The following is a 20,234-nucleotide window of genomic DNA, read 5'->3' as shown; positions in this document are numbered from 1 at the left end:
CCGGTCGGCCCGGTGCAGCGCAACGAAGTGCCCGGTCAGCCGGTCGGCTCGGCGAGCTCGCGCTCGAGCTCGGTCGCGATGTCGGCCTCGCCCTCGCGGTGCAGGCGCCAGGCGAGCCAGCCCAGGCAGAGTGCATAGCCGACGCCGAGGGCGATGCCGTGGGTGGCGACCCCGGAGATGACCGCCTGCAGCACGCTGTCGCTCGGGTCGGCGATCGCGTCGCGGGCGACCAGCGCGACGAAGACGAAGACGGCCGTCATGAGCACCGGTGGGAGCAGCGCCACCATGAAGAAGTCGCGACGGCGCACCAGCGCGGCGAGGCCCAGGCAGAGCACCATGAAGCAGAGGTCGAAGAACAGCGTCAGTCGTCCGACGAGCAACACGTCGATGCTCACCGCGGTGAGGGTGACCGCGACGCCGAGGGACACCACCTGACGGCCGGGCTCGCGCCCGACCTGCCACCACGCCTCGGCCAGTGTCACGTCCTTCAACCTAGGACCGGTCTCACGCTCCCCGGGCGCGGCGCGCCGGGGGCTCACCCGACGAGCGCGCCTGCTGGGAGAGCAGGTCGTCGATCGTGGGCTCCTGCGTCGCACTGCGTACGCCGTCGAGCGCGGCCAGCTCGGGGGCCGCGGCCGAGCGCGGGACCGTCTCGACCTGGCGCGGCTCGTCGAGCGGGACGGTCGTCACGCCGAGCTCGGCGAAGCGGCGTGCGGACACCAGCACGCGACCCTCGAGCGAGCCCATCGCCTGGTTGTAGGCCACGACGCTGGCGTTGAGGGAGCGGCCGACCTTGTCGAGGTGGCCGGCCATGGACCCGAGCCGGGCGTGGAGCTCCTGGCCGAGCCGCTGCACGGCCTGCGCCTGCTCGTTGAGCACCTCGTGCTGCCAGCCCTGGGCGACGGTGCGCAGCAGCGCGATGAGGGTGGACGGCGTGGCGAGCACGACGTTCTTGGCCGAGGCCTGCTCCACCAGGTCGGGCACCGCCTGCAGCGCGGCCTGCAGGATCGCCTCGCCGGGCACGAAGAGGACGACGAACTCCGGCGTGCCGGACAGCGCCTCCCAGTAGCGCCGGGAGCCGAGGTCGGCGACGTGGGTGCGCATGTGCTCGCCGAGCCGGGCGAGCGCCCGGTCGTGCTCGGCCGCGTCGTCGGTCCCGGTCAGGTCGAGGAACGCTGCGAGCGGCGCCTTCGCGTCGACGGCGATGGTGCGCCCGCCGGCGAGCGTCACGACCAGGTCCGGGCGCAGCCGACCGTCGTCCATCCGGACCTGCTCGGCGAAGTCGCAGTGGTCCACCAGTCCGGCCAGCTCGACGGTGCGGCGCAGGTGCAGCTCGCCCCACTGACCGCGCACCTGCGGCTTGCGCAGCGCCGTGGCGAGGGTGGTCGTCTCGCGGCGCAGGGTCTCGGTGGACAGCCGCATGTCGGCGACCTGCTGGTGCAGCTGGGCCTGCCAGGCGACCCGGTCGTGGGCGAGGTCGCTGAGCTGGTCCTGCAGCCGCTCGAGGCCGTCCTGGACCACGGCGTGGTCGGCCACCCGTCGCTCGAGCGCGGCGACGGCCGCGTCGTCGCCGGGGCGGCTGCGGGCCCACAGCACGCCGATCAGCGCGCCGAGGGCGAGGCCGACCGCGAGGGCCAGCGCCAGGACCATCAGGAGGGGGAAGGTGTCCATGGGGCCAGCATGGGCGTCACCACCGACAACGTGGCGGATTTCGTGCGCTCGCTGACCACCGGGCCGCTCGCGGGAGCGGGTGCTCCTCGGCCAGACTGGCACGCGTGACGACCACGACTCCTGCCGGGCGCCCCGCCCCGGGGCCCGCGGACCGCGACCAGCGGGTGCACTGGGCCTGGGTAGTGGCGGGCGTCGCCTTCGTCACCCTCGTCGGCGCCGCGGCCTTCCGCTCGGTCCCGGGGGTGCTGATCGAGCCGCTGAACGAGGAGTTCGGCTGGTCGCACGGCCTGATCGGCTCGGCGGTCTCGCTCAACCTCATGCTCTTCGGCCTGATGTCGCCCTTCGCGGCCGCGCTCATGGACCGCTTCGGCGTACGCCGGGTCGTCGCCGCCGCGCTCACCCTCGTCGCGCTCGGCAGCGGCCTCACCGTGTTCATGACCGAGCCGTGGCAGCTGATCCTGTGCTGGGGACTGCTCGTCGGGCTGGGCACCGGATCCATGTCGATGGCCTTCGTCGCGACGATCACGAGCCGCTGGTTCGTCGCCCGCCGCGGCCTGGTCAGCGGCATCCTGACTGCCGGCAACGCGACCGGCCAGCTGGTCTTCCTGCCGGTGGTGGCCTGGCTGGCGACCGAGCACGGCTGGCGTACGGCGGCGCTCCTCGCGGCCGTCGCCGCGCTGGCGGTGATCCCGCTGGTCCTGCTGCTCCTGCGCAACCACCCGGCCGACCTCGGCCTGCGTGCCTACGGCGCCACCGACGCCGACCCCGGCCCGCCGCCCCACCAGCAGGTCGGGTCCAGCGCCGGGCGCGCGCTGGGCGTGCTGCGCGACGTCGCGCGGAGCCGTACGTTCTGGCTGCTCGCCGGCGGCTTCGCCATCTGCGGGATGACCACCAACGGGCTCATCGCCACCCACTTCGTGCCGGCCGCGCACGACCACGGCATGCCGGCCACGACCGCCGCGTCGCTCCTGGCGGTGGTCGGGATCTTCGACGTCGTGGGCACCATCGCGTCGGGCTGGCTCACCGACAAGGTCGACCCGCGGCTGCTGCTGGTCGGCTACTACGTCCTGCGCGGGGTCGGCCTGATGACGCTGCCGGCCCTGATGTCGCCGCACGTGCAGCCCACGATGTGGGTCTTCATCATCGTCTACGGGCTCGACTGGGTGGCGACGGTGCCGCCGACCGTGGCGCTGTGCCGGGAGTGGTTCGGCGCGTCCGCCGGGCCGATCGTCTTCGGCTGGGTCTTCGCCAGCCACCAGGTCGGCGCCGCGGTCGCCGCGACCGGTGCGGGAGTCGTCCGCGACCTCACGGGCGGCTACGACCCGGCGTTCTACGCCGCCGCCGGCCTCTGCGCGCTCGCCGCGGTGATGTCGTACGCCATCCGCCGCGCGCCGGAGCCCGAGCCGGCGCGGCCCCCGGCCGCGGTCATGTGAGGTCGACGATCACCGGCGCGTGGTCCGACGGCGAGCCGATGCCCTGGGCCGGGTCACGCTCGTCGCGGTCGATGAAGGCCCCTGTGACCCGCGAGGCCAGGTCCGGGGAGCCGAGGACGAAGTCGATCTTCAGCCCGCGGTCGCGCTCGAAGCGCTGGCGGTAGTAGTCCCAGTAGGTGTAGCCCGGCGCGTAGGCGCGGGTCGTCTCCACCCAACCGTCGTCGAGGAAGCCCTGGAAGGCGGCGCGCTCGGGCGGGGTGACGTGGGTCGACTTCGCGAACTGCCGGACGTCGAAGACGTCGTCGTCGGTCGGGCAGATGTTCCAGTCACCGACGAGCGCGGTGGGCACGTCGAGCCACTCGCTGGCGCTCTCGCGGAGCCGGGCCAGCCAGTCGAGCTTGTAGGCGTAGTGCGGGTCGTCGGGCTTGCGCCCGTTGGGCACGTAGAGGGACCACACCCGCACCCCGCCGCAGGTGGCCCCGATCGCCCGCGCCTCCGCGGCGGCAGGGTCGCCGTACGGCGGCATGTCGGCGAAGCCGACCTCGACGTCCTCCAGGCCGACACGCGACAGCAGCGCGACGCCGTTCCACTGGTTGACCCCCGCCACCGCGACCTCGTAGCCGAGCGCCTGGAGGCCCATCAGCGGCAGCTGGTCCTCGCGCGCCTTGGTCTCCTGCAGGGCGAGGACGTCGACGTCGTGGCGCTGGAGGAAGGCCTCGACGCGGTCGATGCGGGAGCGGAGGGAGTTGACGTTCCAGGTGGCGATGCGCACCGCTCCACCCTAGGGAAGGGGTCCCACGCAGGACGTCACGGGGCGGATCCCTCTTGACGCAGGAAACCCTTTACAGATGCGGCCTCCGTGGTGGAGGTTCATCCGCAACGCACTTGTCTCGGGAACTCGTGCCCACCTGCTCGACCCTTTCCGAGATGGAGTGTGTCCACATCCCCCCATCTAGGAGAACAACCACCATGCAGCGCACTCGACTCGGGGCGATCGCCCTCGGTGCAACGGCCCTCCTCGGCTCCGCCCTGGCCACCCCGGCCCTGGCCGCCACGGACTCGGAGATCCCGACGTTCCAGCAGTTCGCGTCCTCGACGTTCAAGGACGCCGACCAGCAGTACATCGTCAACGGCGACGAGCCCATCTCGAGCACCGGTGACCTGAAGGCCTACTACGACCGGATGGTCCACGGCTCGGAGGAGGCCATGGAGGAGGGCCTCGTCGTCAACACCGTCTACGGCGTGGACGACAAGTGGTCGACCTCGCAGGTCGGCAACCTGACCTACTGCGTGAGCACCAAGTTCGGCTCGCGCTACACCGACGTCGTCAACGCGATGGCGGCCGGCGCCCAGCTGTGGGAGGACGCGTCCTCGCGCATCGACTACGTCCACGTCCCGTCGCAGGACGCGAGCTGCACCACCCGCAACAAGTCGGTGCTGTTCTCCGTCGAGCCCGTGCAGACCTCGCAGTACATCGCCCGCGCGTTCTTCCCGAGCACGCCCAAGCGCTCGCGCAACGTGCTCGTCGACGACTCGATCTGGACCTCGGGCTCCTGGACGCCGGCCAACATCATGGGCCACGAGCTCGGCCACACGCTCGGCTTCCGCCACGAGCACACCCGCCCCGAGTCGGGCACCTGCTTCGAGGACAACAACTGGCGCCCGCTGACGCCGTACGACTCGTCCTCGATCATGCACTACCCCCAGTGCAACGGCACGTCGAGCAACCTGAGCATGACCGCCACGGACCGTCAGGGCGCAGCCGCCCTCTACGGCGCCTGATCGGCTAGGCTCGACCGCAGTCGCGAACGCCCCTTCCGTCCCGAGCGGAGGGGGCGTTCGTCATGTCCGCACCACTGCGGCCGGTAGCGTCGACGCGTGTCCACCAGCGCCTCCACCGTCCTCTCCGCCCGCGACCTCGAGTTCCTGCTCTTCGAGTGGCTCGACGTCGAGAACCTGAGCGAGCGCCCGCGCTTCGCCGAGCACGACCGCGAGTCGTACGACGCCCTGCTGGCGCTGTGCGAGGAGATCGCCACCGAGCACTTCGCCACGCACTACCGCAAGAGCGACACCGAGGAGCCGGTCTTCGACGGCGAGAAGGTGCGGCTGATCCCCGAGATCGAGGCCGCGCTGCAGAAGTTCGCCCAGGCCGACCTCATGGGGCTCACCATCGACGAGCAGCACGGCGGGCTCCAGCTGCCGCACGTGGTGGCATCGGCCTGCATGGCGTGGTTCACCGCGGCCAACATCGGCACCGCGGCGTACTCCTTCCTCACCGTCGCCAACGCCGGGCTGCTCCTGGCCCACGGCACCCCCGAGCAGGTCGAGCGCTACGTCCAGCCGATGCTGGAGGGACGCTTCTTCGGCACCATGACGCTCTCGGAGCCGCACGCAGGCTCCAGCCTCGGTGACGTCACCACCCGCGCGGTGCCCGCCGACGACGGCACCCACCGCATCTTCGGCAGCAAGATGTGGATCTCCGGCGGCGACCACGAGATGGGCGACAACATCGTCCACCTCGTGCTCGCCAAGCTGCCCGACGCGCCCGCCGGCTCGCGCGGCATCTCGCTCTTCATCGTGCCCAAGCACCTCGTGTCCGACGACGGCTCGATCGGTGAGCGCAACGACGTCGTGCTCGCCGGCATCAACCACAAGCTGGGCAGCCGCGGCACGGTCAACACCGCGCCGGTCTTCGGCAGCGGCGCCTTCACGCCGGGCGGGGCCGCGGGCGCGGTCGGCTACCTGGTCGGCGAGCCCCACAAGGGCCTGTCCTACATGTTCCACATGATGAACGCCGCCCGCCTCGGCGTGGGGATGTCGGCGACCACGACGGCCTACACGGCCTACCTGAAGTCGCTGGACTACGCCCGCTCCCGGCCGCAGGGCCGCTCGCTGACCGCCGCCGACCCGGCAGGCCCGCAGGTGCCGATCATCCAGCACGCCGACGTGCGCCGGATGCTGCTGGCGCAGAAGTCCTACGTCGAGGGTGCGCTGGCGCTGAACCTCTACTGCTCGCGCCTGCTCGACGAGCAGGCCAGCGCCGAGGACGACGCCGAGCGGCTCGCGACGGGACAGCTGCTCGACGTGCTGACGCCGATCGCCAAGTCGTGGCCGTCGCAGTGGGGCCAGGAGAGCTGCAGCCTCGCGATCCAGGTGCTCGGAGGCTCGGGCTACACCCGCGACCACGACCTCGAGGCCCACTGGCGCGACCAGCGGCTGAACCCGATCCACGAGGGCACCCACGGCATCCAGGCCCTCGACCTGCTGGGGCGCAAGATCCTCGGTGGGGGAGGCGTCGCGCTGATGGCCCTCGCCGGGCGGATCGAGGAGACCGTCGCCCGTGCTGGCGGGCTGGGCGGGGAGCCGGCGGCGTACGCCGATGCGCTGAAGGCCGCGGTCGACCGCCTCGGCGAGGTCACGATGGGCCTGGCCGGTCTCGGCGACCCGGACCGGATGCTCGCCAACGCCACCGTCTACCTCGAGGCCGCCGGTCACGTGGTGATCGCCTGGATGTGGCTCGAGCAGCTGGTGGCCGTGGGGGAGCGGACCGGCGACTTCTACGACGGCAAGCGGGCGGCCGCGCGCTACTTCTTCCGCTGGGAGCTGCCGAAGGTGGCGCCCCAGCTCGACCTGCTCGCCTCGGGCGACACCACGACGCTGGAGATGCGCGAGGGCTGGTTCTAGACAGGCTCGAGGAAGTCCGTCAGCAGTCCGGGCGTCGCCCGGTCTGCCAGCGCGACGGCCACGTCGAGGCGTACGTCCCGCACGAGCACCCGCTCCGCGCCGGCCGCGGTGGTGGCGGTGAGGTCGGCGAGGCCGATCCGGCGCTGCCACCACGACTGGGAGACCACCCAGCCGATGATGCCGTCGGTCTCCAGCACGGTGCGCACCCGCGCCAGCGTGCCGCTCCCGGCGACGAGGTGCCGCTCGTGCAGGGCGTGCCCGAAGTGGCGATACGACGCCTCGCCCGCCGCCGCGGCGAGGAGCAGTGCGGCGACGCCGACGCCGAGCACCCACAGCCACGAGAAGTCGAGGAACCACCAGGCGACGGCCACCACCACGGTGACGTCGACGGCGTTGCCGAGCTGGCGGAACCACGCCCGGCGGTGGGCCTTCGGCCCGTGCTCGACGAGCGGCTCGGTCAGCGGGCCGGGCTGGTCGAGCACCGACTCGCCGACGCCGATCGCGACGTCGCGCGGGCACGGCGGCAGCACCTGGGTGACGCCGTCCTCCACGCCCGTCGCGAGGGTGGAGAGCTCCGCGCCGCCGACCAGGCGCATCAGGAGGGGGTCGACGAGCTCGACCCCGCGCACCTTCGCCTCCTCGACGGTGATCGAGCGCGTCGTGAAGAGCCCGGAGCTCAGGTGCAGCGAGCCGTGCTCGCGCACGAGCCGGAAGCCCCACCACTGCACGACGTAGCCGGCCACGGACACCACCAGCCACAGGACGAGGCCGCCTACGGCGAGCACGAGGGCGACCATCGCGACGGCGAACTGGGTGACCCACTCCCACGCCGACGTGGCGGTCTCCTCGTTCCAGATGGGCAGGTCGTCACCGAACTGCGCCACCACGCCGACGGCTCCGGCGAGCAGGACGAGGCGCGCGAGGCTGAAGGGCGCGAAGCGCAGCCAGGACCAGTCGATGCGTGCGAGCAGGGCGGGCGCCGGCACCGGGGCCACGGGTGCGGCGGTTCCGTCCTCCGCGGGCAGGACCGGGGCGGACGCGGGCTGCTCGGCCTCGCGCCGGCGCAGGAGCGTCGTACGCAGTGCCTGGGCGTCGGCGAGCCTCAGGGCGTCGAGGGTGATCCGGTCGTCGTCGACGCCGGTGCCGACCTGCACCTTCTGCAGGCCCAGGACGCGGTGGAGCAGGGAGGCCTCGAGGTCGACGCTGCGCACCCGGTCGAGCGGCGCGGTCGACGTCGTCTTGTTGAGCACCCCGCTGCGCACCTGGATCTGCGAGTCGGTGAGCCGGTAGTGCGTGGTGAGCCAGGGCAGGGCGCCGAACAGGAGCGGCGCGATGACCACGAGGGGGAAGACGAACGGCCAGAAGCGGGTGTCGCTCTGGCTGATCCCGATCAGCGCGACCACCACGGGCACGATCGCCTGGCCGATCGCCTTGACCGGGTCGAGCAGGAGCTTGCGGGGGCTGAGCCTCGACCACCCTTCGCCCGGCGAGCCGGGGGCGGGGATCACGTCGCGTCGTCCTCGGTCGTGGCGGTGATCGCCGTCAGCCGCGCCACGACGTGGCGTGCGGTGTCGGCGTCGAGGCAGTCGACGGTGATGGGGCCGGCGGCCGACGCAGTTGTGACGGTGATCGACGCGAGGCCGAACATCCGTTGCAGCGCGCCCTGCCGCGAGTCGACGGTCTGCACCCGGCTGATCGGTGCGATCCGGGTCTGCCGGCCGATCCAGCCCTCGCGGGTGTGGACGGCGGTGTCCGTGACCTCCCAGCGGTGCACGCGGAAGCGGATCCGCGGCATCAGCACGACGTGGGCGACCGCGACGACGGCGAGCAGGAGGACCACGATCCCGACCCAGCCCGGCGCGCCCGGGACGACCAGCCAAGCGACGAGCGCGCCGAGGACCAGCAGCCCGTCGCCGATGACCGCCGACACCGTCCAGAAGCCGATCGCCTGCGGCGAGACCTGGTGCGCCGGCTCCCGCAGGACCGGCGTACCCCCCACGTGACTCATGGGGCGAGTCTTGCAGGTGGGCGTGGAGGGCCGTCACTGCGCCGGCGGCCCCTCCGCGGCGCCGGGGCACGTTTCGTCCGGGGGAGCGCCACGCCCGTAGACTCCCCGCCCGTGGCTCTCACCATCGGCATCGTCGGTCTCCCCAACGCGGGCAAGTCGACGCTCTTCAACGCACTGACCAAGAACGACGTCCTCGCGGCGAACTACCCGTTCGCCACGATCGAGCCCAACGTGGGCGTCGTGGGCGTCCCCGACGAGCGGCTGCCGCAGCTCGCGGAGGTGTTCGAGTCGGCCAAGCAGCTGCCGGCCACCGTCGAGTTCGTCGACATCGCAGGCATCGTCCGCGGCGCCTCGCAGGGGGAGGGCCTGGGCAACAAGTTCCTCGCCCACATCCGTGAGTCGGCCGCGATCTGCCAGGTCACGCGCGTCTTCCGCGACGAGGACGTCACGCACGTCGACGGCGAGGTCAACCCGGCCAACGACATCTCGACGATCCAGACCGAGCTGATCTTCGCCGACCTCGAGACCGTCGAGAAGGCGATCGCCCGCCTCGAGAAGGAGTCGCGCAAGGTCAAGGACCTCGTCGCGAACCTCGAGGCCGCGAAGGCCGCCAAGGACGCGCTGGAGTCCGGCACCCCGGTCATCGCCACCGACATGGACCGCTCCCTGCTGCGCGAGCTGTCGCTGCTGACGGCCAAGCCGTTCATCTACGTCTTCAACTGCGACGCCGACGAGCTCGCCGACGAGGCGCTCAAGGACAAGATGCGCGCGATCATCGCGCCGGCCGAGGCGATCTTCCTCGACGCCAAGTTCGAGGCCGACCTCGCCGAGATGGACGACGACGAGATGGCGCACGAGATGCTCGCCGAGATGGGCATCACCGAGTCGGGCCTCGACCAGCTCGCCCGCGTCGGCTTCGACACCCTCGGCCTGCAGACCTACCTGACTGCCGGCCCCAAGGAGACGCGGGCCTGGACGATCAGGAAGGGCGCCACCGCCCCCGAGGCCGCCGGTGTCATCCACACCGACTTCCAGAAGGGCTTCATCAAGGCCGAGGTCGTCTCCTTCGACGACCTGATGGCCGCCGGCTCCATGCTCAAGGCCAAGGAGGCCGGCAAGGTGCGCATGGAGGGCAAGGACTACGTCATGGCCGACGGTGACGTGGTGGAGTTCCGCTTCAACGTCTGAATCGACGCAAAACTGCAGGTCGGGCGGGGTGTGACCGCTTCCAGTCCGCACAGAGTCCGCAACAGTCCTGGCGTGATGGGCTCGAGCTGGCCGCTCGGAGGGCCGATCTCCGGACCCCGGGTGCTGCCAGTGACCCACCCGCGAGGTGCCTCTCTGGCGACGGATTCGGCGCCGCGGTCGAGCAGGGCTGACCAATCGGCTTGCCGCTACGCCAACCCGGACGTACACTTTTCTGTACAGAAAGGTGGACCATGAAGACGATGAGCTACACCGAGTCCCGAGCCCGCTACGCCGAGGTACTCGACAGCGTCACCGACGACCGTGAAGAGGTCGTCATCACCCGCGCCGGTCACGAGCCCGTTGTCATCGTCTCGCTCGAGGACTACGAGTCCCTGCGCGAAACTGCCTACCTGATGCGCTCACCTGCGAATGCTCGACGACTCCTGGATGCGATGGAGAGGTTGGAAGCCGGTCACGGCGAAGCTCACGACCTGCTCGAGACCGACTGACGTGCTGCTCGTCTGGGACGAGAACGCCTGGCAGGACTACCTGTGGTGGCAGGCACAGGATCGCAAGGTCCTCAAACGGATCAACACCCTCCTCGCAGACATCCAGCGCAACGGCAACCAGGGCATCGGCAAGCCGGAGCCGCTCAAGCACGATTTCGCCGGCTACTGGTCGCGACGCATAACCGATGAACACCGTCTGGTGTACAAGATCGCGGATCAGGAAGTGCGCATAGCCGCGTGTCGCTACCACTATGGATAGCGCCCCGGGCCCTGTGACAACCAGGCCCCACCGCCGCTGACATTCACTCGGGACCGGTCCGATCGCGGCGGAAAGACGCAATAGCCGGGGGCGTTCAGATACCGGTGTGATCGCGGATCTTGCCGAACCGACCGTCAGAACCCTCAGGTGTGGCGGTGGGCGCGGGTAGGTCCAAGACGCGCGAGTGGCGCAGGCGCCAGACGAGGTACGCCGTTCCAAGGCGTGTGCGCCCGTAGCCCTCGAATGGGTCGAACCCGAGGGTCGCGTTCACGGTCTCGAGGCGCGACTGCATCGTGCTGTGGTGCACGCCGGCTTCGCGAGCTGCCTGCCGCAACGAGTGCGACCGGACGACCGAAGCCAAGGTCTCCGCGCCCCACGCATAGGCCATCACCGCGTCGACCAGCGCGACGTCGGGCTGGAAGGAGCCGTCCGGCGCGTCGGCGAGCAGCCCGATCAGTCCGCCGAAGTCGTCGGCCAGGACCGACCCGACCGCCGGCGGATCGCACAGCCGCAGCGCGACGAGAGCTGTGCGGAAGGAGTGGTGAAGGTCCTCCACCTCGGTGGCCACCCCGACCCCGCTGGGTACAGCGGTCACCTCGTGTGCACTGGCCGGTAGGACCAGCGCGTGGATTGCACCGAAACGCGTTGCAACGACGTCCTCGGGGCCCTGCGGGTGCTCGGGCCACACGGCGAAGAGCGGCGCACAGACCACTCGGTAGCGCGTCCCCGGACGCAGTCCGAGGGTGATCGCCGAGACGCAGCGGGCCTGAACGTCCACGTCGGGATCGAGCAGCAGGCTCAGGTCGCGGCGGTGGTCGCTCTCACGCCCGCGGCCGTGCCGCATGCGAACCGCCAGGGCGAGTCGCTCCAGCACGATGGCGTCGTTGGGCTGCCGCGCCCCGTTCCGCTCCAACCACACTGTCAGTCCGTCGCTCACATCCTGCTGGAAGGCCGGGTCCACCTCCGGTCGTACGCCGTCCGCGTGATGGCCGCGGTGATCGATGCGCACGGTCCGGGCCGGCGTCTCGGAGTGGAAGCCAGCGACGCAGCCAGAGAGCGATGCGGCAGCGGCAAGCAGCGCGCGCGTGTTGACGTTGCCGACCATGAGCTCGTCGAAGCAGGCGATGACGCGCAGCCCGAGGCTCGCGCTCGGGTCGAGCCGGGCAATGCGGCCGAGCAGCTCCTGCACGACGACCTCCTTCTGCGAGCGAGCGTAGTCCGGTTCTCAGTCGGCGATGATCCGCTCGACCCAGTCGTTCCTAGTCCGGATCATGGCGCGGCCGACGGAGGTATGGGCGGCAAAGATGTCGCATGCGTGGAAGGCCCCCGACCACACGTGCAGCTCCGCGTCACCGCCCGCACGCCAGATCCCGTCTGCGTAGGCGATCGCCTCGTCGCGGAAGATCTCGGCGGCACCCACGTCGATGAACGCCGGAGGCAGGCCCGAGAGGTCCCTTGCGCGGGCGGGGGCGGCGTATTCTGACACCGCTTCGGTGCCGCGGGCGTCGCCGAGCAGAGCGGTCCAGCCGGTCTCGTTGCTGACGCGGTCCCACACGCCGATGCCGTCGAACTGGTGGGTCGAGGCCGTGGTGCCGCGGTCGTCGAGCATCGGGTAGTCGAGTACCTGACCCCGTAGCGCCGGTCCGTCCCGGTCGCGGGCTGCGAGCGCAAGGCCTGCTGCGAGCCCACCTCCGGCGCTCGCTCCTGCGACCACGAGGCGGTCACGCCGCAGGCCCCAATCCCCTGCACGCGAGGCAGCGGCCTCGAGCGCGGTGTACATGTCGTCGAAGGGGTACGGGTGCCGGTGCTCGGGTGCCAAGCGATACTCCACTGTCACGAGGACCGCGCCGAAGTCGGACACCCAGTCGAGGACCAGGTCGATCCCGCTGAAGCGGTCGCCGAACATCAGCCCGCCCGAGTGCGCATACACCACGCCCGGGCGCTCACCAGGCGCATCCTTGGGACGCAGCACCGACACGGCGACCTCATGCCCGTCCGGAGCGACGACCACGTCGTCGGTGCAGACGATGCCCTTGGCAAGGAGGAGGTCATCGATCGGCGGCGCCGCGTAGGACGTACGCATGAAATCAATGAGGTCGGGCGTGATCGTCGGCGGGAACATGCCGCCGACCACCGTCAGGCCGGCCCGCAGCTCGGCGTCGAACGGCGGGCGCGCGACGGGCTGCACCTCGGCTGTCACAGGTCTCTCCGCATCTTGTGCAATCAGCGAATCGCAGTTTGGGCGTCTCAGTAGATCGGCTGGCTCGCCAGCCTGCCACCGCCATGTGGCGGTCGTCACTCCTCCGACCCAGACGTCTTGTCGGTTCCCACTCGCCACCGGTTGGAAGACGGTGGTCGGCAGCCGGACGGAGAAACCGTCCCCGCATTCTGAGGAGCAGCCATGGCCACACACATCGACGGATCCGGGATCGACCGCGTGCTCGCCGACGCCGTGTCGGACGGCGCAGTGCCGCACGTCGCAGCGATCGTCGCCGACCGCGACGGCGTCCTTTACGAGGGCGGCGCCGGGATCCGCATAGCGGGAGAGTCTGATGACCCGGTCGGCACCTCCACCCACTTCCGCATCATGTCGATGACCAAGATGGTCTGCACCGTCGCTGCGCTGCAGCAGAAGGAACGTGGCGAGCTCGACTTCGACGCTCCGGTGGAGGAGTACGTCCCGGACTTCGCCGACGTCAAGGTGCTCGAGGGGTTCGACGGGGACGAGCCCATCCTGGTCGAGCCGCGCACGAAGGCCACGGTTCACCACCTCGTGACGCACACCTCTGGCCTGGGGTACTGGTTCTGGAACGACCAGCTCGTGAAGTACGAAGCGGCGACTGGCGTCCCGAACGTCGTACCCGGGTCGATGGCCGCCTTCGGTGCGCCCATGACGGCGCACCCCGGGGAGAAGTACGTGTACGGCATCAACACCGACTGGCTCGGCCGCGTCGTGGAGGCCGTCGCCGGCAAGAAGCTGGACGCAGTCATTGACGAGGGCATCGCTGGCCCGCTCGGCATGAGCAGCACCACATTTCACCCGGACCAGACGCAGATGGACAACGCCGTCACCGTCCACGTGAAGGGCGAGGACGGCACATGGGCGTCTGCTGGCAACATCCTCAACCCCGAACCCGACTGGTGGGCGGGCGGCCACGGCCTCTTCTCCACCCCCCGCGACTACATCCGCTTCGAGCAGGCGCTCCTGCGAGGTGGCGAGCTCAACGGCATGCGCATCCTGGACGAAGCCACGGTCGACGCCGCCTTCACCAACCAAATCGGCGACCTCGACTTCCCCGCCGAGATCCCGACTGCCGACCCGCCGATCACCGACACGATGTATGCCGGACCCGGCCACAAATGGGGCTACGGACTCCTGCTCAACAGCCACGACATCCCTGGCCGCCGCCGCGCCGGCACCGGGTCGTGGGCAGGGCTCTTCAACACCCACTTCTTCATCGACCGCACGACCGGTATCTGCGCCTCGATCTACACCAACTCGCTGCCCTTCATCACGCGTCACGAGGCCTGGAAGCTCTACGGAGACTTTGAGGAGGCGGTGTACGCCGCGCTCTGATCGGACCGAGCGTGGAACCCATGATGCTCGGGGGTAAGGGAAAGACCGAGGCTCCTCGTGCACGTCTATCGCCCTAGCCGCCTAGCTGTACCCGGCCATCAGGTTGGTAGCTGTCAACAACGCGCGCCCCGGATGCCTTGCCGTCCATCGAGCGCATGCGGAGGTGCTGGCGCAAATGCGGGGAACAGGCTTCCGTGATGGCACTTCCCGAGACGTTCTGCACCGCATCCGGCTGTGAGCGCGTGAGCGGGGGCCCGAGCACCTGTGGGATGAGCTCAAGGTCGAGGCCCTACTGGACCACATCAGCAGCAGCGGCGTCCCGATCTTCTGGGGCTGACCTCGGCGCTCGGAGTAATCTGACGTCATGGCGCTGAGCGAATCGGAGTTCTACGAGGCCGGGATGTCCCTGCCTCCTGGCGTGCGCAAGCACGTCGCTCTCCGATTGCTCGAATCAGTCGACCCGCAGGAGGCGTTCGACCTTGGCTCGGATTCGTGGCTGCACTCCGAGGCCGCCGCCTACGACGGGCTGAAGGCGGACCCATCCAAAGCGATCCCTGCTGAGACCGTCCGTGCCAGCTTCGCGGCCAAGTGGGCCGCCCGTCTATGACGGGCCGGATCAACTACACCCCTCAGGCCCAGCAGCAGCTGCACGCTCTCGACGCATGGATCACCGAGAAGGCGTCGCCGGACGTGGCAGAGCGCTTCGTCTCGGCGATCCTCGATTACATCGACGGCATCCTCGTCTTCCCTCGCGCCGAGCGCGCGACGACGTCAGACCGGGCATGCGGACGACCACCTTCAAGCAGCGCACGCTGATGGCCTACGAAGTCGACGAGTCCTCCGGTGGGCTCGTGGTGAACGTCCTCGGTGTGTTCCACGGCGGCCAGGATTGGGAGGCGTCGCTCCGCCACGAATGAACCGCCACGGCCGCCCACTTTCGACCAGAGCCGGAGGGCCTCGGATCGTCCAGCGGTCCGCAAATAGTCCGCAAGAAGTCCGGCGGAGACCGATTCTCACCGACGACGTCCAACGATCTCGCAAACGCGTTTCCGCAGGTCAGACCGCCTTCTCCGGTCTCAACCAGCGGTGACCGTCAACACCCGACACCCCCGGTTTTCGTTCCGCTTCAACGTCTGAGGGTCCGCCCCGCCGTACTCAGCCCCGCGTCGCGGCCGCGAGCGCGGCGCGCAGCTCCTCGGCCCCGACCCGCTTGGCGGTCGACCCGCTCCACGTGCCGTCGGTGCTGCCGTCGTACGGGAGGCCGTAGGCCGGGGTGTCGGGCTGGAAGCGCCACCCCTCGCTGAGCGGGCCCGCGTCGACGACGTCGTAGCCGATCGTGTCGAGCAGCGCGGTCGCGGCCTGCTTGGCCGAGGCGTCGTCGCCGGCGATCGCGAGCACGCTCCGCTCGTCGCTGCCGGCCGGCGCCTGCGGTCGGGCGAGCGCGCCGAGGTGCTCGGAGAAGATGTTGTTGAAGACCTTGACCACGCGTGCGCCCGGGAGCGTGCGCGCGGTGAGCTCGCTCGCCGTGGTCGACCCGTCGTCGAGGTCGGCGATGCGGCCGTCGCGCTGCGGGTAGTAGTTGCCCGTGTCGAGGACCACGCGTCCCTCGAAGGCCGCGACCGGGAGGTCGCCGAGGGCCTTCAGCGGCACGGTCAGCACCACGAGGTCGCCCGCGCCGGCCGCCTCCTCGGCGGTCGCGGCGCGTGCCCGTGGGCCGAGGTCGGCCACCAGGTCGGCCAGGGTCTCCGGGTCGCGGCTGTTGGCGATGACGACGTCGACCCCGGCGTCCACCGCGAGGCGGGCGACCGTGCTGCCGATGTGTCCTGCTCCGACGATTCCCAGTGTGCTCATGGTGACGTCAACGGTGTCCCCGGACGCGTTGTTCCTGCCGGGATCGCTCCACCGGGCTACCGTGGAGTAACCACCCCACCACGCAAGGACGCCGACGATGACCCGACTGGCCCCGGACACGGTCGTGCTCCACGGCCACGAGCTCTCGTACGTCGACAGCGGCGAGGGTCCCGCGGTCCTCTTCATCCACGGCATCCTCGGCTCCCAGGGCCAGTGGGCCCACCTGGTCGACAAGGTCGACGAGGACCACCGCGTGGTGGTGCCGGACCTCTTCGGCCACGGCGCCTCGGCGAAGCCGACCGGCGACTACTCGCTCAGCTCGCACGCCGCCACCCTGCGCGACCTGCTCGACCACCTCGGCATCGAGCGCGTCACCCTCGTCGGGCACTCACTCGGCGGCGGGATCGCGATGCAGTTCTACTACCTCTTCCCCGAGCGGGTGGACCGCCTCGTGCTCGTCTCGAGCGGCGGGCTGGGCCGCGAGGTCAACCTCGTGCTGCGCTCGGCCACCCTCCCCGGCGCCGAGCAGGTGCTGAGCGTGATCGCATCGGCGCCGGTGCTCGACAAGGTCGAGGCACTCGGCCGCGGCGCGCAGAAGGTCGGCTGGAAGCCGGGCGCCGACATCGGCGCGATCTGGCGCGGCTTCACCTCCCTCGGCGACCGCCACAGCCGGCGCGCGTTCCTCGCCACCACCCGCGCGGTGATCGACTTCGGTGGGCAGAGCATCAGCGCCCACGACCACCTCGGCGCGGTGACCCCGCCACCGACGCTGATCGTGTGGGGCTCGAAGGACCGGATGATCCCCGCCTGGCACGCGCTCAGCGCGCAGCGGGCCGTGCCCGGCTGCCGGGTCGAGCTGTTCGAGGGGGCCGGGCACTTCCCGCACCTCGACGACCCCGGCCGCTTCGCGCGAGTGCTCCGGGAGTTCATGTCAGCCGACGGCTGAGGGCTCGCGCCACTCGTCCTCCAGGAGGGCGAACACCAGCTGGGTGGCCCAGACGCCCTTGAAGTCCGCGCCGTCGACGTGGCGCGCCTCCTGGCGGAAGCCGAGGCGACCGAGCAGGCGGACGGACGCGTCGTTGCCCTCGATGACGACGGCGCTGACCCGGTGGAACCCCAGCCCGTCGAGGGCGAGGTCGAGCACGGCGGTCGCGGCCTCGGCGGCGTACCCCTGCCCGTGGACGTCGCGGGCGAGGGCGAAGCCGAGCTCGCCCTGGCGCTCGGAGGCCCACTTCAGCAGCACCTCGCCGATGACGCGGCCGGTCTCGCGGTGCTCGACGGCCAGCACCAGCCACTCGCCGGGCTCGCGGAGCGCTGCCTGGTCGAGCTTGACCGCCAGCGTCTCGGCGGTGGCCGCGCGGTCGCGCACCGGCCAGGGGACGAAGCGGACCACGTCCGCATCGCCGTGGAAGGCAAGGAGGTCGTCGAGGTCGTCGGGACGGTGTGCTCGCAGGAGGAGGCGCTCGGTCTCGATCGGGAGGTCGGGCTCGAGGCCGGTCACAGGGCGAAGTGCCCCGGCGCCAGGCTGCGCAGCACGCAGAGCTCGTTGCCCTCCGGGTCGGCCAGCACCACCCAGGTCTCCTCGCCCGTCTGCCCGACGTCGGCGTGCGTGGCGCCCAGCGCCAGCAGCCGCTCGACCTCCTCGTCGCGGGAGCGGTCGACGGGGGAGAGGTCGAGGTGCATGCGGTTCTTGGCCACCTTGTCCTCGGCGACCGCGGCCAGGAACATCGTCGGCGGCACCGGTCCGGTGCGGACGGCGTCGAGCAGGGCCTGGTCGCTCGCGCGGGCCGGTCCGATCTCCACCAGGCCGGGCTCGCGGTGGAGCACCACCCAGTCGAGGGCCGCGGTCCAGAACTCGGCGAGCCGGTCGGGGTCGTGGCAGTCGAGGGAGATCTCGGTCAGTCGGGAGGCCATGCGTCGATCCAAGCACGGCGCATACTGGTCGGGTGTTCGCCCGCAGGCCCGCCTCCGTGTCCGCCGCCGAGGGTGCCCGCGCGGCCGACGAGGGCCGCGTCGTCGTCTACTGGCGCAAGGGCTGCCCGTTCTGCAAGCGGCTCCAGCTCGTCCTGGGTCGCAAGGTGCGCGAGGTGGTGTGGGTCGACGTGTGGGCCGACGACGAGGCCTCGGCCTACGTCAGGAGCGTGAACGACGGCGACGAGGTCGTGCCGACCGTGGTCATCGCCGGCGCGCCGCACACGAATCCGCCGCCGCGACAGGTGCTCGCCGCGCTCTGAGATCAACCAGCCGCGTACTCCCGGGCGATCGCCGCGCCGAGGCGCGCGTTGTGCTCCACGAGCGCGATGTTGGCCGTCAGCGAGCTGCCCTCGGTGATCTCGACGATCCGTCCGAGCAGGTAGGGGGTCGCGTCCTTGCCGCGGATGCCGAGTGCGTCCATGTCGGCGAGCGCGCGGTCGATGATCGCGCCGATGTCTTCGGCCGGGATCTCCGACTCCTCCGGGATCGGGTTGGCGACGACGACTCCGCCGGCCAGCCCGAGGTCCCACTTGGCGCGCATCAGCGCGGCGACGTCGGCGGGGGAGTCGAGGCGCATCGGCGCGGCGAAGCCCGACCAGCGGGAGAAGAACGACGGGAAGTCGTCGGTGCCGTAGCCGACGACCGGGACGCCGAGGGTCTCGAGCTTCTCCAGCGTGAGCCCGATGTCGAGGATGCTCTTCACCCCGGCGCAGACCACGGCAACCGACGTCGTGGAGAGCTCGGTGAGGTCGGCCGAGACGTCGTACGTCGTCTGCGCGCCGCGGTGCACCCCGCCGAGCCCGCCGGTGACGAAGACGCCGATGCCGGCCAGGGCAGCGAGCCGCATCGTCGAGGCGACGGTCGTCGCGCCGTGCAGGCCGCGCGAGACGACGTAGGGCAGGTCGCGGATGGAGACCTTGATGACCGAGTCGTCGGAGGCGAGGAGCTCCAGGTCGTCGGGGGTCAGGCCGATGGTGGGCCGGCCGTGGAGCACCGCGATCGTCGCGGGGACGGCGCCGCCCTCGCGGACGATGCCCTCGACGGTGCGGGCCATCTCCACGTTCTGCGGGTAGGGCATGCCGTGGCTGATGATCGTGCTCTCCAGCGCGACGACGGGCTGCCCGGACGCGAGCGCGTCGCGGACCTCGTCGGTGACGGTCAGGTTCAACGATGCTCCCTCGTGAGGTGGTGCATGGCCTCGGCCAGGTCCGGCCGGACGGTGTGGGGGCTCTGGATGGTCGCGGCAGCGGCCCGGTGGCCGTCACGTGCCGCCTCGACGGGGTCGCCGCCGCGCAGCCAGGCCGCGACCCATGCGGCGAGCATCGCATCCCCCGCGCCGGTGACGTCGACGACCTCGGCCGGGGCGGCGGCCAGGTGCACCGGCTCGTTCCCGCGGCTGCACATCCACGAGCCGTCGGCCCCGTGGCGGACCCACACGTGCTCGACGCCGCGGGCGTGGAGGTCGGCGACCGAGTCGCGCCAGTCGGTCGCGGCGCGCCCGGTCAGCGCCGCGAGCTCGTCGGTGTTCGGCGTGACGAGGAAGAGGTCGTGGACCAGGTCGGCCAGCCGGGCGGCCTTCGCCACCGAGACCGGCTCGAAGGCCAGCGGCACCCCTGCCTGCGCGGCGGCCGCGACCACGCGCGTGGCCTGGCCGTGCGCGAGGTTGCCGTCGAGGACCACGAGCGCCGCGTCGGTGAGGTGCACGGTCTCGAGGACCAGCTCGTCGACCACCGCCATGTCGGACACCGCGGCCACCAGCTCGCCGCGGTCGTCGAGGACCGCGGTGTAGGTGCCGGTCGCGCCCGGCACCCGGCGTACGGCCGCCACGTCCGCGCCGCACGCCGCGGTGGCCCGCAGCGCCTCGTCGCCGAAGGTGTCGTCGCCGACCGCCGACACCAGTCGCACCGGCGCGCCGAGCAGGCCGAGGCAGGCGGCGATGTTGCGCCCGACCCCGCCGGGGGAGATGCGGGTGCGGCCCGGGTTGCTCGTCGCGGCGACGAGCGGGGCGGACGTGCGCGCGACGACGTCCATGTTGGTGCCGCCGACGACCACCACCCACTGCTTCACGCGGCCGATCCTG

At 71.1% G+C, this 20,234-nt stretch carries 23 protein-coding genes; 11 read left to right on the top strand and 12 right to left on the bottom strand.

Annotation, left to right across the window (positions count from 1 at the left end; translation table 11 throughout):
• Window positions 1–35: 35 nt before the first annotated feature.
• Window positions 36–482: a DUF6542 domain-containing protein gene (locus IRX98_RS05210; protein WP_224274447.1), complete on the bottom strand. Its 447-nt coding sequence runs from the start codon at window positions 480–482 to the stop codon at window positions 36–38.
• 22 nt (window positions 483–504) lie between these two features.
• Window positions 505–1,671 carry a DNA recombination protein RmuC gene (locus tag IRX98_RS05205; protein WP_224274445.1) on the bottom strand — a complete coding sequence of 389 codons (1,167 nt, stop codon included), beginning with the start codon at window positions 1,669–1,671 and terminating at the stop codon, window positions 505–507.
• Window positions 1,672–1,775: 104 nt separating this feature from the next.
• Here IRX98_RS05205 and IRX98_RS05200 point away from each other — a divergent pair, with 104 nt between their 5' ends.
• Window positions 1,776–3,104 (top strand): MFS transporter, encoded by a 1,329-nt coding sequence (locus tag IRX98_RS05200; protein WP_224274443.1) that lies wholly within the window; start codon window positions 1,776–1,778, stop codon window positions 3,102–3,104.
• Here the strand turns inward: IRX98_RS05200 and IRX98_RS05195 are convergent.
• Window positions 3,097–3,876: an exodeoxyribonuclease III gene (locus IRX98_RS05195; RefSeq protein ID WP_224274441.1), complete on the bottom strand. Its 780-nt coding sequence runs from the start codon at window positions 3,874–3,876 to the stop codon at window positions 3,097–3,099. The two genes, IRX98_RS05200 and IRX98_RS05195, sit on opposite strands and share 8 nt — an antisense overlap.
• Before the next feature lie 197 nt (window positions 3,877–4,073).
• Here IRX98_RS05195 and IRX98_RS05190 point away from each other — a divergent pair, with 197 nt between their 5' ends.
• Both IRX98_RS05190 and IRX98_RS05185 read left to right on the top strand, forming a co-directional pair.
• Window positions 4,074–4,886, top strand: coding sequence for a M57 family metalloprotease (locus IRX98_RS05190; protein WP_224274439.1), 813 nt, complete (start codon window positions 4,074–4,076; stop codon window positions 4,884–4,886).
• A 96-nt stretch (window positions 4,887–4,982) separates the two neighbouring features.
• Window positions 4,983–6,788 carry an acyl-CoA dehydrogenase gene (locus IRX98_RS05185; protein WP_224274436.1) on the top strand — a complete coding sequence of 602 codons (1,806 nt, stop codon included), beginning with the start codon at window positions 4,983–4,985 and terminating at the stop codon, window positions 6,786–6,788.
• Here IRX98_RS05185 and IRX98_RS05180 read toward each other — a convergent pair.
• Together IRX98_RS05180 and IRX98_RS05175 are read right to left on the bottom strand one after the other, a co-directional pair.
• Window positions 6,785–8,296, bottom strand: a complete 1,512-nt coding sequence (locus tag IRX98_RS05180) for a PH domain-containing protein (RefSeq protein ID WP_224274434.1) — start codon at window positions 8,294–8,296, stop codon at window positions 6,785–6,787. The genes IRX98_RS05185 and IRX98_RS05180 overlap by 4 nt on opposite strands.
• Window positions 8,293–8,796, bottom strand: a complete 504-nt coding sequence (locus IRX98_RS05175) for a PH domain-containing protein (protein WP_224274433.1) — start codon at window positions 8,794–8,796, stop codon at window positions 8,293–8,295. Before IRX98_RS05175 ends, IRX98_RS05180 begins: the two co-directional genes overlap by 4 nt.
• Before the next feature lie 111 nt (window positions 8,797–8,907).
• Here IRX98_RS05175 and ychF point away from each other — a divergent pair, with 111 nt between their 5' ends.
• From ychF to IRX98_RS05160, 3 genes are all read left to right on the top strand, one after another.
• A complete protein-coding gene (ychF, locus tag IRX98_RS05170; protein WP_224274432.1) occupies window positions 8,908–9,984 on the top strand; it encodes a redox-regulated ATPase YchF in 1,077 nt (358 codons plus the stop codon).
• 260 nt (window positions 9,985–10,244) lie between these two features.
• On the top strand, window positions 10,245–10,493 hold the full coding sequence (locus tag IRX98_RS05165; protein WP_224274431.1) for a type II toxin-antitoxin system Phd/YefM family antitoxin: 249 nt from the start codon (window positions 10,245–10,247) through the stop codon (window positions 10,491–10,493).
• A 1-nt stretch (window position 10,494) separates the two neighbouring features.
• Window positions 10,495–10,752 carry a Txe/YoeB family addiction module toxin gene (locus IRX98_RS05160; protein ID WP_129474320.1) on the top strand — a complete coding sequence of 86 codons (258 nt, stop codon included), beginning with the start codon at window positions 10,495–10,497 and terminating at the stop codon, window positions 10,750–10,752.
• A 94-nt stretch (window positions 10,753–10,846) separates the two neighbouring features.
• Here IRX98_RS05160 and IRX98_RS05155 read toward each other — a convergent pair whose 3' ends face one another.
• Together IRX98_RS05155 and IRX98_RS22525 are read right to left on the bottom strand one after the other, a co-directional pair.
• Entirely contained in the window at window positions 10,847–11,941 is a 1,095-nt protein-coding gene (locus IRX98_RS05155; protein WP_224274430.1) for a helix-turn-helix domain-containing protein, read from the bottom strand.
• A 36-nt stretch (window positions 11,942–11,977) separates the two neighbouring features.
• Window positions 11,978–13,051, bottom strand: a complete 1,074-nt coding sequence (locus IRX98_RS22525; protein WP_224274429.1) for an alpha/beta hydrolase — start codon at window positions 13,049–13,051, stop codon at window positions 11,978–11,980.
• 102 nt (window positions 13,052–13,153) lie between these two features.
• Here IRX98_RS22525 and IRX98_RS05145 point away from each other — a divergent pair, with 102 nt between their 5' ends.
• The 3 genes from IRX98_RS05145 to IRX98_RS05135 all read left to right on the top strand — a co-directional run bounded on the left by IRX98_RS05145 (window position 13,154) and on the right by IRX98_RS05135 (window position 15,145).
• The gene (locus IRX98_RS05145) at window positions 13,154–14,329 is read left to right on the top strand and encodes a serine hydrolase domain-containing protein (RefSeq protein ID WP_207082455.1); all 1,176 of its coding nucleotides are present in this window, start codon (window positions 13,154–13,156) and stop codon (window positions 14,327–14,329) included.
• Between the two features lie 364 nt (window positions 14,330–14,693).
• Complete coding sequence (locus IRX98_RS05140; protein ID WP_224274426.1) at window positions 14,694–14,936, top strand: hypothetical protein; 243 nt, start codon at window positions 14,694–14,696, stop codon at window positions 14,934–14,936.
• Entirely contained in the window at window positions 14,933–15,145 is a 213-nt protein-coding gene (locus IRX98_RS05135) for a type II toxin-antitoxin system RelE/ParE family toxin (protein ID WP_224274424.1), read from the top strand. The genes IRX98_RS05140 and IRX98_RS05135 overlap by 4 nt, the downstream gene beginning before the upstream one ends.
• Before the next feature lie 339 nt (window positions 15,146–15,484).
• Here IRX98_RS05135 and IRX98_RS05130 read toward each other — a convergent pair whose 3' ends face one another.
• Window positions 15,485–16,366: an NADPH-dependent F420 reductase gene (locus IRX98_RS05130; protein ID WP_224274421.1), complete on the bottom strand. Its 882-nt coding sequence runs from the start codon at window positions 16,364–16,366 to the stop codon at window positions 15,485–15,487.
• Between IRX98_RS05130 and IRX98_RS05125 the strand changes: the two genes are divergently transcribed.
• Complete coding sequence (locus IRX98_RS05125; RefSeq protein ID WP_224274419.1) at window positions 16,278–17,126, top strand: alpha/beta fold hydrolase; 849 nt, start codon at window positions 16,278–16,280, stop codon at window positions 17,124–17,126. The two genes, IRX98_RS05130 and IRX98_RS05125, sit on opposite strands and share 89 nt — an antisense overlap.
• Here IRX98_RS05125 and IRX98_RS05120 read toward each other — a convergent pair.
• Together IRX98_RS05120 and IRX98_RS05115 are read right to left on the bottom strand one after the other, a co-directional pair.
• Window positions 17,112–17,681 carry a GNAT family N-acetyltransferase gene (locus IRX98_RS05120; RefSeq protein ID WP_224274417.1) on the bottom strand — a complete coding sequence of 190 codons (570 nt, stop codon included), beginning with the start codon at window positions 17,679–17,681 and terminating at the stop codon, window positions 17,112–17,114. The two genes, IRX98_RS05125 and IRX98_RS05120, sit on opposite strands and share 15 nt — an antisense overlap.
• Complete coding sequence (locus IRX98_RS05115) at window positions 17,678–18,094, bottom strand: VOC family protein (protein WP_224274415.1); 417 nt, start codon at window positions 18,092–18,094, stop codon at window positions 17,678–17,680. The genes IRX98_RS05120 and IRX98_RS05115 overlap by 4 nt, the downstream gene beginning before the upstream one ends.
• A gap of 32 nt (window positions 18,095–18,126) precedes the next feature.
• Here IRX98_RS05115 and IRX98_RS22520 point away from each other — a divergent pair, with 32 nt between their 5' ends.
• Window positions 18,127–18,414, top strand: a complete 288-nt coding sequence (locus IRX98_RS22520; protein WP_224274413.1) for a glutaredoxin domain-containing protein — start codon at window positions 18,127–18,129, stop codon at window positions 18,412–18,414.
• 2 nt (window positions 18,415–18,416) lie between these two features.
• On the opposite strand, the gene IRX98_RS05105 is transcribed toward IRX98_RS22520, so the two are convergent.
• Window positions 18,417–19,322 (bottom strand): pseudouridine-5'-phosphate glycosidase, encoded by a 906-nt coding sequence (locus tag IRX98_RS05105; protein WP_224274410.1) that lies wholly within the window; start codon window positions 19,320–19,322, stop codon window positions 18,417–18,419.
• Window positions 19,319–20,221, bottom strand: a complete 903-nt coding sequence (locus IRX98_RS05100; RefSeq protein ID WP_224274408.1) for a carbohydrate kinase family protein — start codon at window positions 20,219–20,221, stop codon at window positions 19,319–19,321. The genes IRX98_RS05105 and IRX98_RS05100 overlap by 4 nt, the downstream gene beginning before the upstream one ends.
• Window positions 20,222–20,234: the final 13 nt, after the last annotated feature.

This window comes from Nocardioides lacusdianchii, assembly GCF_020102855.1.
Taxonomy (GTDB): Bacteria; Actinomycetota; Actinomycetes; order Propionibacteriales; family Nocardioidaceae; genus Nocardioides; species Nocardioides lacusdianchii.
The sequence above is the reverse complement of the archived record's forward strand: the minus strand, read 5'-3'. Positions and strand labels throughout refer to the sequence as shown.